Source organism: Pontibacter rufus (assembly GCF_015694705.1).
GTDB lineage: Bacteria > Bacteroidota > Bacteroidia > Cytophagales > Hymenobacteraceae > Pontibacter > Pontibacter rufus.
Genome location: NZ_JADQDR010000014.1, coordinates 91,757 through 105,683, shown reverse-complemented (window position 1 = coordinate 105,683; position 13,927 = coordinate 91,757). Strand labels below are relative to the sequence as shown.

General features: G+C 51.0%; 8 protein-coding genes. 5 read left to right on the top strand and 3 right to left on the bottom strand.

What is annotated here, in order from left to right; all coding sequences use genetic code 11:
• The first annotated feature begins 57 nt into the window (after window positions 1-57).
• The 5 genes from I2I11_RS19585 (at window position 58) to I2I11_RS19565 (ending at window position 6,796) form a co-directional block, all read left to right on the top strand.
• Window positions 58-1,719, top strand: coding sequence for a S41 family peptidase (locus I2I11_RS19585; RefSeq protein ID WP_230680459.1), 1,662 nt, complete (start codon window positions 58-60; stop codon window positions 1,717-1,719).
• 112 nt (window positions 1,720-1,831) lie between these two features.
• A complete protein-coding gene (locus I2I11_RS19580; RefSeq protein ID WP_196269443.1) occupies window positions 1,832-3,031 on the top strand; it encodes a homogentisate 1,2-dioxygenase in 1,200 nt (399 codons plus the stop codon).
• Window positions 3,032-3,111: 80 nt separating this feature from the next.
• Window positions 3,112-3,639, top strand: coding sequence for a hypothetical protein (locus I2I11_RS19575; RefSeq protein ID WP_196269442.1), 528 nt, complete (start codon window positions 3,112-3,114; stop codon window positions 3,637-3,639).
• 22 nt (window positions 3,640-3,661) lie between these two features.
• Window positions 3,662-4,045, top strand: coding sequence for a co-chaperone GroES (locus tag I2I11_RS19570; RefSeq protein ID WP_196269441.1), 384 nt, complete (start codon window positions 3,662-3,664; stop codon window positions 4,043-4,045).
• Between the two features lie 234 nt (window positions 4,046-4,279).
• On the top strand, window positions 4,280-6,796 hold the full coding sequence (locus I2I11_RS19565) for a DUF5916 domain-containing protein (RefSeq protein WP_196269440.1): 2,517 nt from the start codon (window positions 4,280-4,282) through the stop codon (window positions 6,794-6,796).
• Window positions 6,797-7,054: 258 nt separating this feature from the next.
• Here the strand turns inward: I2I11_RS19565 and I2I11_RS19560 are convergent, their stop codons facing one another.
• From I2I11_RS19560 to rocD, 3 genes are all read right to left on the bottom strand, one after another.
• Window positions 7,055-10,804, bottom strand: a complete 3,750-nt coding sequence (locus tag I2I11_RS19560; RefSeq protein WP_196269439.1) for a S8 family peptidase — start codon at window positions 10,802-10,804, stop codon at window positions 7,055-7,057.
• A 482-nt stretch (window positions 10,805-11,286) separates the two neighbouring features.
• Window positions 11,287-12,258, bottom strand: coding sequence for a porphobilinogen synthase (gene hemB, locus I2I11_RS19555; protein WP_196269482.1), 972 nt, complete (start codon window positions 12,256-12,258; stop codon window positions 11,287-11,289).
• Window positions 12,259-12,484: 226 nt separating this feature from the next.
• The gene (rocD, locus tag I2I11_RS19550) at window positions 12,485-13,726 is read right to left on the bottom strand and encodes an ornithine--oxo-acid transaminase (RefSeq protein ID WP_196269438.1); all 1,242 of its coding nucleotides are present in this window, start codon (window positions 13,724-13,726) and stop codon (window positions 12,485-12,487) included.
• Window positions 13,727-13,927 lie beyond the last annotated feature (201 nt).

The following is a 13,927-nucleotide window of genomic DNA, read 5'->3' as shown; positions in this document are numbered from 1 at the left end:
ACAGTAGGTCTGCTGTATTTTGTTATCTTTAGGCACCGGTCATTTTAATTTAACACTATGGATGAGATGGAAAAAGGAGAAGAAAGGGGAAGCATCCGGAATTCGCCGTTTCAGATAAAGTTGCCGATCTTTATAGCCCTGGCCCTGGTGGCGGGCGTGCTGATTGGCGCCACTACATTTTCGCCCTCCGCAAACAACCCGCAGGATACAGCCCGCAGCTATCTTAAATACCGCGAAATCCTCAGCTACATCGACCGCGATTACGTGGACACCGTGAATATTGAAGAATTGTCGGATTACGCGATTACGAAGATGCTGGAGAAGCTGGACCCGCACACAGCTTATATTCCGGCGGATGAACTGGCTATGGCGCGCTCGCAACTGGAAGGTGATTTTGAAGGTATCGGCGTAGAGTTCAACATTTTTCAGGATACCATTTACGTGATTACGCCCCTGAGCGGCGGCCCGTCAGAAGCGGCAGGCATACAGGCCGGCGACAAGATTGTGAAGGTAGACGGCCGGAACGTGGCCGGCATCGGCATCACAAACGAAGGCGTGTTCAAGCACCTGCGTGGCAAAAAAGGCTCTGAAGTAAACCTGGAGATACTCCGCAAGGGCAGCAGCAAGCCGCTTAACTTTACGCTGGAGCGCAGCAAAATACCGACTACTTCGGTGGATGTGAGCTACATGGTGGATAACAAAACCGGCTACATCAAGGTCAGCCGCTTTTCGTCTGATACGTTCGAGGAGTTTAAGCAGGCCCTGACAAAGCTGAAGAAGAAAGGGCTGCAGCAGCTTATACTTGATTTGCGCGGCAACCCCGGTGGTTACATGGATCATGCCACGCGCATGGCCGATGAGTTTATCTCCGGTGATAAAATGATTGTGTATACTGATGGCAAAGGCGACAAGTATGATTCCAGGACCAATGCCCGCACCAAAGGCGATTTTGAAAACGGCCCCCTGATTGTGCTCATCGACGAGGGCAGTGCCTCCGCCTCCGAAATCTTGGCCGGCGCCCTGCAGGACAACGACCGCGCCCTGATAGTAGGCCGCCGTTCGTTTGGCAAAGGCCTGGTGCAAATGCCCATTCCGCTGGACGATGGCTCCGAGCTGCGCCTCACTATTTCGCGCTACTACACCCCAAGCGGCCGCTCCATTCAGAAACCGTATCATGGCGATCCGGAAGAGTACGAGAAAGACATGCTGCATCGCTACGAAAACGGGGAATACTTTCACCCGGACAGCAGCCTGTTTGCCGATTCGCTTAAGTATAAAACACTGCATGGCCGTGCCGTGTATGGCGGCGGCGGTATTATGCCTGATGTGTTTGTGCCCCGCGATACCACCGAACTGTCGCCCTACCTGAGCCAGCTTTATAACAAGAACGTACTGCGCGAGTATACCCTGGGCTACTACCGCGATCATCGTAAGGAACTGGAGAAAATGCCATTCGATAAGTTTAACCAGAACTTTAAGGTGACGGACGCTATGCTGGAACAGGTACTGAAAATTGCAGAGAAGGAAGATGTGAAGTATGACGGAGCACAGTTTAACCGCTCTAAAAATCTAATCCGCAACAACCTGAAAGCCTTTATCGCCCGTAGCGTGTACGGAAACGCCGGCTTCTTCCCGGTGCTGCACGAGTCCGATGAAGAATTTCAGCAGGCGCTTAAGCAGTTCGGCCGGGCACAGCATCTGGCTAAAAGCGGAGCATAAAGTATAGCATTATCCAAGTATAAATTACTTCTTCCGGATCCTAAATCCGGAAGAAGTAAATAGTGTAGGCATAATCCTCCTAAGCATGATGTTACTATAAACCAGCGTAAACATGGCGTATTACTACACTTTAGGAGAAATCCCCCACAAGCGGCATACGCAGTTCCGGCAGCCGGATGGGAGCCTGTATGCCGAGCAACTGGTGGGCACACTGGGCTTTAGCGGCGTGTCGTCGCTGCTGTACCACATCAACCCGCCCACACAAATCAGCCGCATTGGGGAGCCTGTTGCGTTTGCGCCTAAAAAGGCTGAAGGCGTTAAGCTGGCCCCGCACCACTTGCGCACGCTGGGCCAGAAAACCACCGGCACCGATTACCTGAACGCCCGCAAAACCATGCTCTTTAACAGCGATGTAGCCATTAGCATATGCAATCCGTCGGAGCGAAGTATGGATTACTACTATAAGAATGCCCAGGCCGATGAGGTTGTGTTTGTGCACGAAGGTTCCGGTGATTTGCTCACACAGATGGGCCGCATCCCGTTTAAGCCCGGCGATTACCTGGTTATTCCGCGCACCATCATCCATAAGTTCCGGTTCGACGAAGGGCAGACGCGCCTGCTGGTCATCGAATCATTCAGCCCCGTGGAAACGCCGCGCCGCTACCGCAACCAGTACGGCCAGTTGCTGGAACATGCGCCGTTCTGTGAGCGCGACATCCGGCCGCCGGTGGGATTAATTACCGAAACAACAAAAGGCGAACACCGCCTGCAAATAAAGAAAGAAGGCCAGCTGCACCAGTATTATTACGATTTCAGTCCTTTTGATGCCGTGGGCTGGGATGGGTACTTTTACCCCTATGCCTTCTCTATCTATGATTTTGAACCGATAACGGGCCGCATCCACCAGCCGCCGCCGGTGCACCAGACGTTTGAAGGGCACAACTTTGTGATTTGCTCTTTTGTGCCGCGCCTTTTCGATTATCATCCGCTGTCTATCCCCGCACCCTACAACCACTCCAACGTAGATTCTGACGAGGTGCTATACTATGTGGCGGGTAATTTTATGAGCCGCAAAGGCGTGGACATTGCTTCCTTTACCATCCACCCGGGCGGTATTCCACATGGCCCGCACCCAGGCACTGTAGAGGCCAGCATCGGCAAAACCGGCACAGAAGAGTACGCCGTGATGGTGGATACTTTTAAGCCCCTATACTTAACCGAAGAAGCCGTGGCGCTGATGGACGAGCACTACCCGATGAGCTGGAACGAACACGGGCCGGGTGCCACACGCGCTGCCGATATGTTTGATTAATCCAAATTAGATTTAGTAAATTTGCGGCAAGCGGAGGAGGAAAGACCTGCTCTGTCTGCCGTTTATACTTATACTTTAAAATGAAGAGATTAATTTTAGCCGCGGTTGTGCTGCTGGCTTTTGCTGGCGTGAGTTGCGATGCGATCGATGATCTGCTGACCTTTTACATCAACCACGACGAAACCATCACCATTGCATCAAACTTCCCGGTTGGCCAGTTGGTGCCGCTGACGCCCGTAACCGTTACCACCAACTCCGAAGAATCGTTTAAGAATAACAAAACCCGGGCCGAGCTGGTAAAAGATGTTACGCTGGATAAACTGACGCTGACTATTACAGATCCGCAGGGCGGGAATTTTGATTTCCTCAAGCGCATAGAGCTATATATCTCCAGCGATAACAAGCCGGAAGTGAAACTGGCCGGCCTGGATGCAGTGCCGCAGAATGTTAGCCAAATTGAGCTGCAGTCTACCAACGCCGAGCTGGACGAGTATATCAAAAGCGATTCGTATACCATCCGTACCGAGGCGGTGCTGGCCAAACCGGTTTCCAGTGATATTACCATAAAAGCTGATATGCGCTTTAAAGCAACGGCAGATCCATTATAAAAAGATGCATCATACATTACCCATGAGGATTTCTGAAAAGAATAAATTGGAGAAAATAATCATCGTTGGCGACCGTGTGCTCATCAAACCAAAATCGGCGCGGGAGCAGACCAAAAGCGGTTTATACCTGCCGCCCGGTGTTCAGGAAAAGGAAAAGGTGCAGGAAGGCTATGTTATGAAAGTAGGGCCGGGCTATCCTATTCCGGTTGATTACGGTTTCGAGGAAGAATCGTGGGAGCGGGGCGATGAGGAAGAAGACGTGCGCTACATTCCGTTACAGGCCAAAGAAGGCGACCTGGCCATTTACCTGCAGCGCGACGCCATTGAAATCAACTACGTAGGCGAAAGGTACTTCATCGTGCCGCAGTCGGCCGTGCTGATGCTGGTGCGTGAAGAGGATTTGTAAGCTAACAGAGTTTATACTTTGTAAACAGCAGCGCCATACTTAAGCAAGTATAGCGCTGCTGTTTATGGCCTGTATAGAGACGCCGTATTGTGCATTTTGCCTGCTAGAGTGCAGCAGCCTTTTGCCGCTATCATCATCTAAAGTTTTTCTTTTCTTCCAGGCAACCTTTCGCCTGCCAGTTTCATCTTTTAGATGTCATTCTGAAAATCTGCCCTTATCTACCTCCATAAAACTATGTATGCATCTGTACTGCCCGTTTCAGTTGTACGCCGGCTCCTTATATTACTGGTGTCGTTATGCCTGGTTCTGAAAGCACAGGCGCAGGACACCAGGAAAAAGCCGGTTGTGCATCCGCAGAAAAGCCTGGAAGCGCTGCGCGTGCAGGAGGCGCCCAAAATTGACGGTATGCTGGATGAAGCCGTATGGCAGCAGGCGCAGATAGCAACCAATTTTATCCAGAACCGCCCGACGCCCGGTCCGCTGGAAGTGCATCCTACCGAAGTGCGGGTATTGTATGATGATGAGGCCATTTATGTGGGTGCGCTGATGCATGATGTGGCGCAGGATTCTATTTTCAGGCAACTTGGCCAGCGCGATGACTTGGGCAACACCGACTTCTTCGGCGTGTTTCTGGATACTTACCATGACGGCATCAACGCGCTGGGCTTTGTGGTAACGCCTGCCGGCGTGCAGCTTGATGCGCGGTACTCGCCCACCAGTGGCGAAGACTGGAGCTGGAACGCTGTATGGGAGAGCGAGGCGAAATTACAAGGCTCTGACTGGGTAGCTGAAATTAAAATTCCCTATTCCGCTATCCGTTTTAGCAGCAAGCCCGAGCAGGTATGGGGCATTAATTTTATGCGCAACCGCCAGTCTACGCGGCAGGGGTATTTCTGGAACTACGTGGACCCGGCGGTGGATGGCTTTGTGAATCAGTATGGCACGCTTACGGGCCTGCGCAACATCGAAGCGCCTCTGCGCCTTTCGCTCACGCCCTATCTTTCCGCTTTTGCAGCGCGCTACCCTGCCAACGAGGAGGGCAGTAGTGAAGTGAGCTATAAAAATAAAGTGAATTTCAGCGGTGGTATGGACGTAAAGTATGGCATTAACGACGCCTTTACGTTAGACATGACTCTGATCCCTGATTTCAGCCAGGTGCAGTCAGATAACCAAATACTGAACTTGAGCCCTTTTGAAACGCAGTTCGATGAGAATCGTCCTTTTTTTATGGAAGGCACAGAGCTTTTTAATAAAGGTGATTTCTTCTATTCGCGCCGGATTGGCGGGACGCCCATTAATTATTTAGATGAGAGCAAAGAGGCAGAAAAAGGCTACAAAGTAATAGAGAACCCTCTGGAGACCAAAATGCTGAATGGCACCAAAATATCAGGCCGCACTCAGTCGGGGCTGGGCATTGGTGTGTTTAATGCCATCGTGGGCAGGCAGTACGCAACGCTTGAAGATAGCGAAGGCAACCGCTTCAAAAAAGAAACCCAGCCGCTCACCAACTATAACATTACGGTACTGGACCAGTCGCTCAAAAACAACTCTTTTGTAACGCTGGTGAATACCAACGTGATGCGCCAGGGAACTACCTACGACGCTAATCTGACTGGTATGCTCTTCCGGCTGGCAAACAAAGGCAACAAGTTTGCGGTAGAGGGGATTGGCGCACTCAGCCAACGCTATCTCTCCGACAGCACGGCACTAGGCCATATGTACGGGCTTAAGTTCGGAAAGGTGAGCGGCCGTTTTCTGTACAATTTTACGCATTCTGTTAAATCAGACACCTATAATCCAAACGACTTGGGCATCCTGTTCAGGAACAATACCAGGGAAGAGGAACTAAACCTGAACTATAACTTTTACCAGCCTTTCTGGAAGTTGCTGAACCTGTACACCAACCTGGGCGCCGAGTATTCCCGCCGCTACAAGCCGGACGCTTTTGAAAACTTCAGTATTTATGCCAACGTGAACGGGACTTTTAAAAACTTCTACAGCGCAGGCCTCAATATCAACCTGGAGCCGGTAAAAACCTATGATTTTTTTGAGCCCCGTGTCAGTGGCTGGTACTACCTTTTTCCGGAGAACTATAACATTGGCGGCTGGTTCTCGACCGACTATCGCAAAAAGCTCTCGTTCGATATAGAAATGAACTACCGCCCCTTTCAGGAAAATCACCGCCGTAATTTTAATTTCTTTATTTCGCCCCGCTACCGTGTAAACGACCGCCTGATGTTTGTGTATTCTTACAGCTCCGAAAACCGCCTGAACGATATAGGCTATGCCGATAGCTTTATGGAGCGGGGAAACAACGGAGAACTGCAGCGGATTATCTTTGGGCAGCGCGACGTAAATGCAGTGGCAAATACCCTGTCGGGCAGCTATATTTTTAACAACCGCATGTCGCTGACGTTGCGTGCCCGTCATTACTGGTCTAAGGCTGTTTACAGCCGCTTTTTCCAGTTAACCGAACAGGGCGCCCTGCTGCCCAACAGTTATAGCAAGAACAAGAATGTGAATTTTAATGCTTTTAACGTGGATATGGTATACGGCTGGTGGTTTGCGCCAGGGAGCGAAATTAGCATTGTGTGGAAGAATGCCATCCTGCAGGAAGAAGACCAGGTGATGCCGCACTACTTCGAGAATTTCAGCCATACCATGTCTTCTCCGCAAAACAACACGCTTTCAGTAAAAGTAATTTATTACCTCGATTACCTGACGGTGAAGAAGCGGCTGTCTAAAAGTTAGGTGATGCGTGCTACAAATTTAGGTATAGAAAGAAAGTAAAAGGACATAAACCCCAATATAACGGCAAAGAAAATTTTAGATAGTTTCAACATACGCTATACTTAGTGTAATGCCCATCGTTTCACATGGTGCTTATCTATAGCCATATGTACTTTTTCCTTATATCTTACTTTTGAAAGAAAGTTGCCGTTGATAAAGTATAAACACAAGTGCGGCCCCGGTTTTCCGGGGCCGCACTTGTGTTGGAGAGGAAACTCTTTAATGCTGCACTACCAGCTTTCTGGAATAAGTCTTATCGCCATGCTGCACGCGTAGCACATATACGCCGGAGGCCCTGTCGCTTAAGTTTATGAAACCTTCAAACTGCCCGTTGCGCCGCGCTACTTTGCCGGTGTAAATCTGGTTGCCAAGCATATCCGATACCTCGAACAGGATATCCTCCGGCTGGCTTGTTTCTACTTCTACCCTGAAGCGGCCCTGGCTTGGGTTAGGCGACACCACCAGGTCGGCGCTCAGTTCTTCTATGCCCGGCTTGTATACATAAGTATAAGCCAGCGACACATCAGACATACAGCCATTCTTTTGCACCAGCACCATATAGTCGCCGCTTTCGGTTGGTGTGTATAACTGGCCGGTGGCGCCGGGTATAGGTTTGTTGTCCAGGAACCACTGGTTACCTTCCGCTACACCCGAATTCAGCGCTAATCCCTGGCGCGTAATTACTGGCGTGCTTAGCGGCTCTCCCACTTCTACAGGCACTTCTACCCGCTCGCTCTTACAGCCAAGCGCGCTCACTTTCAGGTCGTAGAAGTAATAATAATAATCCTGCGAGGTTGTCGTGGCCGTATTGCCTGTAATCTGGATAATATTCGGAACACCGAACGGATAGCCGCTGACGCCCTGGTTGTTCCGGAAAATGGTGGCGCTATCCTCGTAAGCAATGGCGATGTTATAGACTCCAGCTTGTGGCAGGGCCAGGCCAAGGGAATATACTTCGCCTTTGTCGTTGGGGTCGTTTGGCTGCACGCCGGCGCCCGGCACCGTGCGCGTAGCTGTTACAGAAATCGTTTGGGAGGATACCGGCACACCGTCTGCGTTGATGACCGTGAACTTGATTTTACCACTGTGGCCGATATAAAGGCGCGCACTCTCCAACTGCATGGGTGCGTTTGTGCTGATAATCACGTCCGGCGAAAACTGGTTGTAGCCGCCATCGGCAAAAGCATCTTTTGTAGCAGGGCCAATGGTAGCACTAAAGTCGTTGAGGCTGGCAAACATGGAGGTGCCGCTATAGTTGCCTGATACCCTGAGCTGGTTGCCTGCAGCAAAGGGCATATCGGCCGTAGGGCTGCTGAACCAGAAAATAGTGCCGTCGCCGGAGCCTGTCAGGGTATAACTGGATTCGTTGCCGCACCGGAAAACCTCTGCCTGTGGCGCCGCTACGGCCTCACTGATGGTGAAAGAGCGTGCAGAACGGTTGTTCTCTTCTACCGCATCCTCCTGCAGGCCCGACAGCGCAACTACCTCATACGTAGCGCCTGCTTCCGTGGCAAAGCTGCCATCAAGCACAAATTCTGCCCGTTTGTTCGGGGCCAGGCTGCCCTGGTAAGTGCCTGTCAGTTGGGTCACCTGAGTTCCGTTTCTGCGCACATTTACAGTTACAGGGATGTTGCTTTGTGTGGCAGTACCGAAGTTTTTGAGCGTTACGGCCACTGCTTGCGACGCAGAGGCACAGAGCGAGGCGCCCATTGGTAAAACGCTTATCACGCCAATATCTTTCCGGGGCTCCTCAAACTGCAGGAGATAATCCTGCGTCTCGCCGCGGGCATAACTGCCACAGGCATCAACGGCTGTGGCATCTGTTGTTTCCTGGGCTACCAGGCGCATGCGCACCCTGTTGCCCGGCAGCAGGCCAAGAGGTGCGGTAAGAGAAGCCCGGAACGTGGTAGTACCGGTTAGTGCCTCTGAGACAGCTTCCAGTTCGCCTGCATCGTTAAAGTCGCCATCGCCATTCCAGTCGATAAAAGCTTTAATTACTTCCGGGGTGTTGCTGCCGCCCAGCTCTACCGCGATGACTTTCGATTGTCCGGGCTCAAAACCAAACACGTTGCTGGTCAGGTTGCGGTAAGCAGCGTTATCGGCAGGTATTATTACGGTTTTGCTTCCTATAGTTACTTTATTTATGGAGCCATTACCAGTGGTAGCGCTACTGGCGCAAAATGCTGTTCCGCCTACGCCGCTTACCAGCAGCGAGTAAGCCTGCGGCCCTTTCTTTAAAGTGCCTTTATGCTTTACCGTAATGGTATACGTTTCGCCCGGCACAGCATTGCCCAGGTATACCTGTTCCACATTGTCGAGCTTGTTGTCGCCGGGCATGGCAGCGGCGCCGGGGTTTTCGGGGTCAAGTGTCCAGGGCTGGTATACGGTTGTTCCTTTATTAACCCGTACATCCAGGTCGTTAACCAGGCGGGCTGTGCGGTTGTTCAGGGCATCGGCGCCATCTGTTATGGCAATGGCCTCCGGATCTGTCCAGGAGATGGTTACCACCAGGGGGCCTGCGCCCGACGCAATTACCTGCATTGTGTAAGTTTTGTCCTGTGCCAGCGTATTTTCTTCTATCACATGCGTGCCATTGGCATTGGTAAGCATTTTGGCAGCCGCTGCGGCATTCAGCAGGCCCCAGCCATAATTGTAGTCCGGCCCGGCATTTTCTCCGGCCTCGCTGGCGGTATGTATGGCCAGTCCTTTCAGGGTAGCGGCGCGCATCACATCGCCATCATGCAGGTTGGCGTAATGCTCCTGCAGCAGCAGCAGCGAGCCTGATACGTTAGGCGCAGCCATAGAAGTACCGCTCATAATTTCGTAGGCACGGTCGCTGCTACCGGATGAGGAGAGCACAGACACGCCATCACCTACCACATCAGGCTTAATACGGCCATCATCCGTAGGCCCGTAGCTGCTGAAGTCGGACGGGGCAACATCCGAAGGCTGCGTATATCCTTCCGGAATGGCACTTGTAGCGCCCACAGCCAGAATGTTTTTAGCCGTGCCGTAGGTAGAAACACCGTCATAACTATCGTTGCTGCTCATGTTTTCGGGGCGGCTTTTCACCAGGGTAAATTTGCCGTTGCTGTTGCGCTGATAGTATGGCTCGCCTACTCCGGGACCTGTTTCGCCCCTGGTATTTCCTACAGATTTCACGATGAGGTAATAAGGCGCATTAAAAGCAATTTTATCCCACTCAGCCGCATCGCTGTTGTAATAGCCGAAGTTGTAATCTTCGGTTGCGCTGATATCGGCGTCGCCCCACCACTCCCAGTAAGGATCTTCGTCTGTGCCTTTGCGATCCGGATTGTAGTGCCACCCGGCAATGGTACCATACGAGTGGTTGGAAATGAGCAGGTTTTTGGCTGCTTCGGCCATTTCCGCTACATCGCCGTTAAAATCATATGCTTGTAAATCTTTAAAAGCATAGGCCATACCTTTGGATACCGGGTTTACGCCGCTTGCTATCATGGTGCCGGCTACGTGTGTGGCGTGGTCGCTTATTTCAGATGCATCGTCTTTCAGATCTACACGGCCAACCAGTTCCTGGTGCGTTGCCCGAACACGGCCGCCATCCCAGATAGCCATTTTGTTGGCGACCGCAGGGCCTGTTCCGCTCAGGTTTAAGCCCAGTGCGCCACCTGCCCAGAGCTGGTCGGTGCGCGTGGTAACGGCGGAGAGGGTATTGTTGTAAGTGATGTAGTATACCGGCAGCCCTTTGGCATTAAGGCGCTGCAGCGCCACATGGGTGCCATTGCTATAGGTTTTCTCTATTACCCAGCCATTTTGCTGCGCCAGCGCAAGGGCTCTGGCGTGACTGGCTTTATAATCTTTTTCTGCGGTGGCAGCTATGCGCTGCAGTGCACTTACATTGGCACGTATAGGGGTGATGCTGCGCTGTGCAAACGCCGAGGTAGCTGTTGTCAGGAACAAAACAGCCAACCAAAGGCCCGATCTTTTCATAAGGTAATAGCGTAAAATTATGCCAGCTCAATTTAATGTAAAATGCTGATAATGGCAAGGTTGTTCTGGCGGAAGCTGCGTTATTTTTGCAGTGATATCAGCTAAAAAGAAAAGTTTTTGCAGCAGCAGAGGGAATAATGCAAAAATGCATCAGGAACACTGATGCATTTTTGTAAGTATAATTTGATAAAGCCTCCTGTGCAAGGCACAAAAAGTAAGTGAATGGGCCGCAGTAACCAAATATTTGCCTTCTCCCGATGCTGCTATCCAGCAAGGGTTCTGCAGGAGAAAAGTAAGAAGCCCGCAGGAGCCTTGCTGGATGCCAGCATGAGATAAATGTTCCTTTTTGTCCGGCTACTTAAGCTGCCGGGTAAAGCTTTCTGAGTACAAACCTGCTGAAGCCTAAGTATAAAATAAGGCTTTAGCAGGTTTTATATTTGGCCGAACATCAGCAAAGTATAAAACTGCTTTTATACTTGTACTTACTTTTTCAGGTATTGGGCAAACTCTTTGGCGAAGTAGGAGAGTATGGCATCGGCGCCAGCGCGTTTTATACTTGTCAGGGTTTCGAGCATGATTTTCTCGCCATCTACCCAGCCTTTTTGCGCGGCTGCTTTCACCATGGCATACTCGCCGCTCACGTTGTAGGCCGTAATTGGCAGGTGCGAATTTTCGCGCAGTAGTTTAATCACATCCAGGTACGAGAGCGCTGGTTTTACCATCAGGTAGTCTGCGCCTTCTGCCGTATCGAGTTCTGCCTCCAGCAGAGCTTCGCGGCTGTTGGCATAGTTCATCTGGTAGGTTTTCTTATCGCCTGCTTTCGGAGCTGAGCCGAGTGCATCCCGGAACGGGCCGTAGAAAGCGCTGGCATACTTAGCCGTATACGCCATGATGCCTACTTTCTGAAAGTCGTTTTCGTCCAGCAACCGGCGGATGTAACCGATGCGGCCGTCCATCATGTCAGAAGGAGCTACAATATCAGCGCCGGCCTGTGCCTGCGTCAAAGCCATTTTGCCCAGCACTACCAGCGACTCATCATTCAGAATTTCACCGTTCTCCACAATCCCGTCGTGGCCGTCGGAGCTGTACGGGTCCATGGCGACATCCGTAACCAGCGCTACCTGCGGAAAGTTTTTCTTTATCGCGCGGATAGCACTCGGGAACAGCCCGTCGGGGTTATGGCTTTCGGTGGCATACTTGTCTTTCTGCTGCTCGGAAATACTCGGGAACGGAGCAAAAGCTTTGAGGCCCAGATCCACGCAGGCGGCTACTTCGTCCAGCAAGGTATCAATGGAGTATCGGAAAATGCCGGGCATGGAATTTACTTCCACGCGCTGGTTTTGTCCTTCTATAATAAAAAGCGGGTTGATAAAATCATTCAGGCCCAGGGTGGTTTCCTGTACCATGTTGCGTATGGCTTCGGTCTGGCGGTTGCGTCTTGGTCTTCTGGTCATCATATCGGAATTTTACAGAAAAGCGTTCTAATCAAATCGCTGCAAAGGTACGGCTAATGGCGGGGAATCGGAATGATAAGTATTCGTTTTTAAGTTTGAACATCAAAATTAGATAACCCGCTACTAACATTCTTTTACGTGTTGCCATGCAAAGTATAAAAGGCGATGCCACATTTAGCAGCAACGCCTTTTATACTTTGATAACCTGTAGCCTGAAATCTAGCGCCTAAAATTCCATCACCACTTCTTCTATAATATCGCAGCATTCCTGCAGTTGGGCCTCCGTTATCACCAGCGGCGGCGCAAAGCGGATAATGTCGCCATGGGTTGGTTTGGCTAAAAGGCCTTTTTCCATAAGGGCTATGCATACATCCCAGGCCGTACGGCCATCTGGTGTCGGAGTGATCACCACAGCATTCAGCAGGCCGCGGCCACGTACCAGTGTTATCAGTTCCTGCCGTTTAGCTTTGAGCTGGTTCATGCGTTCACGGAATTTCTCTCCGAGCACCAGCGCATTTTTTGTCAGGTTTTCGTCTTTTATTACTTCTAGTGAAGCAATGGCCACTACTGCCGCTAATGGATTTCCGCCAAAGGTAGAACCATGTTCGCCCGGCTGAATACACAGCATGATCTCATCGTTGGCCAGCACGCAGGAAACCGGCAGCACGCCGCCCGAAAGGGCTTTGCCAAGTATAAGAATGTCCGCTTTCACATCATCGTAGTAGCTGGCCAGTAACTTGCCGGTGCGGCCAATGCCTGTCTGTATCTCATCGGTCATCAGCAGCACGTTATACTCTTTGCAAAGTGCCTGTGCTTTAGCTAGGTAGCCCTCATCCGGCACCATCACGCCGGCTTCGCCTTGTATCGGCTCTACCAGGAAGCCGCATACGTTCGGATTCTCCTGCAGCGCCTCTTCCAGGGCGTTTACATCGTTATAGGGGATTACTTTATAGCCCGGCATGTAAGGCCCAAAACCTTTGGTAGAATCGGGGTCGGTGGAGAAGGAGATGATGCCGGTGGTGCGGCCGTGGAAATTATGCTCTACCACAATAATTTCAGCTTTGTTTGGCGCAATGCCTTTTTTGAGGTAACCCCACTTGCGCGCGAGCTTGATGGCTGTTTCCACGGCTTCGGCGCCCGAGTTCATGTATAAAGCCTTGTCGTAGCCAAAATACTCGCAGATATACTTTTCGGCCGCACCCAGCTTGTCGTTGTAAAAAGCGCGGGAGGTAAGCGTCAGTTGTTGTGCCTGCTCTATGAGCGCGTTTACGATTTTGGGATGGCAGTGGCCCTGGTTCACGGCGCTGTATGCGGAGAGAAAGTCGAAATAATGTTTCCCTTCCACGTCCCAGAGGTGCACGCCCTCGCCTTTGGTTAGTACAACGGGCAACGGATGGTAGTTGTGGGCGCCATATTGGTGTTCTATCTCAATTTCTTGCTGGCTTGATGTAATCGATAAGGTATTCATAGTTCAGGATTAAGATTCGTGTAAAGCCGGACAGACGCCTATAAAGCAGGCGCATCAGCTTCTATTTTTACAAGTAAAAACTTTTATTGTTGTAAAAATAATGAAAATAGTGCCTGTTTAAAACCTGGACATCAACTTGTCTGCTATGACCTGTGCTTTAGGTATGGCAGCACAGGTTTGGAATGAATGCCGTATATTTAT

What these genes read in the sequence shown, in the direction of transcription:
- I2I11_RS19585 (WP_230680459.1), top strand. Translation starts at nt 58, where the DNA reads ATGGATGAGATGGAAAAAGGAGAAGAAAGGGGAAGCATCCGGAATTCG.
- I2I11_RS19580 (WP_196269443.1), top strand. Translation starts at nt 1,832, where the DNA reads ATGGCGTATTACTACACTTTAGGAGAAATCCCCCACAAGCGGCATACG.
- I2I11_RS19575 (WP_196269442.1), top strand. Translation starts at nt 3,112, where the DNA reads ATGAAGAGATTAATTTTAGCCGCGGTTGTGCTGCTGGCTTTTGCTGGC.
- I2I11_RS19570 (WP_196269441.1), top strand. Translation starts at nt 3,662, where the DNA reads ATGAGGATTTCTGAAAAGAATAAATTGGAGAAAATAATCATCGTTGGC.
- I2I11_RS19565 (WP_196269440.1), top strand. Translation starts at nt 4,280, where the DNA reads ATGTATGCATCTGTACTGCCCGTTTCAGTTGTACGCCGGCTCCTTATA.
- I2I11_RS19560 (WP_196269439.1), bottom strand. Translation starts at nt 10,804, where the DNA reads ATGAAAAGATCGGGCCTTTGGTTGGCTGTTTTGTTCCTGACAACAGCT.
- hemB (WP_196269482.1), bottom strand. Translation starts at nt 12,258, where the DNA reads ATGACCAGAAGACCAAGACGCAACCGCCAGACCGAAGCCATACGCAAC.
- rocD (WP_196269438.1), bottom strand. Translation starts at nt 13,726, where the DNA reads ATGAATACCTTATCGATTACATCAAGCCAGCAAGAAATTGAGATAGAA.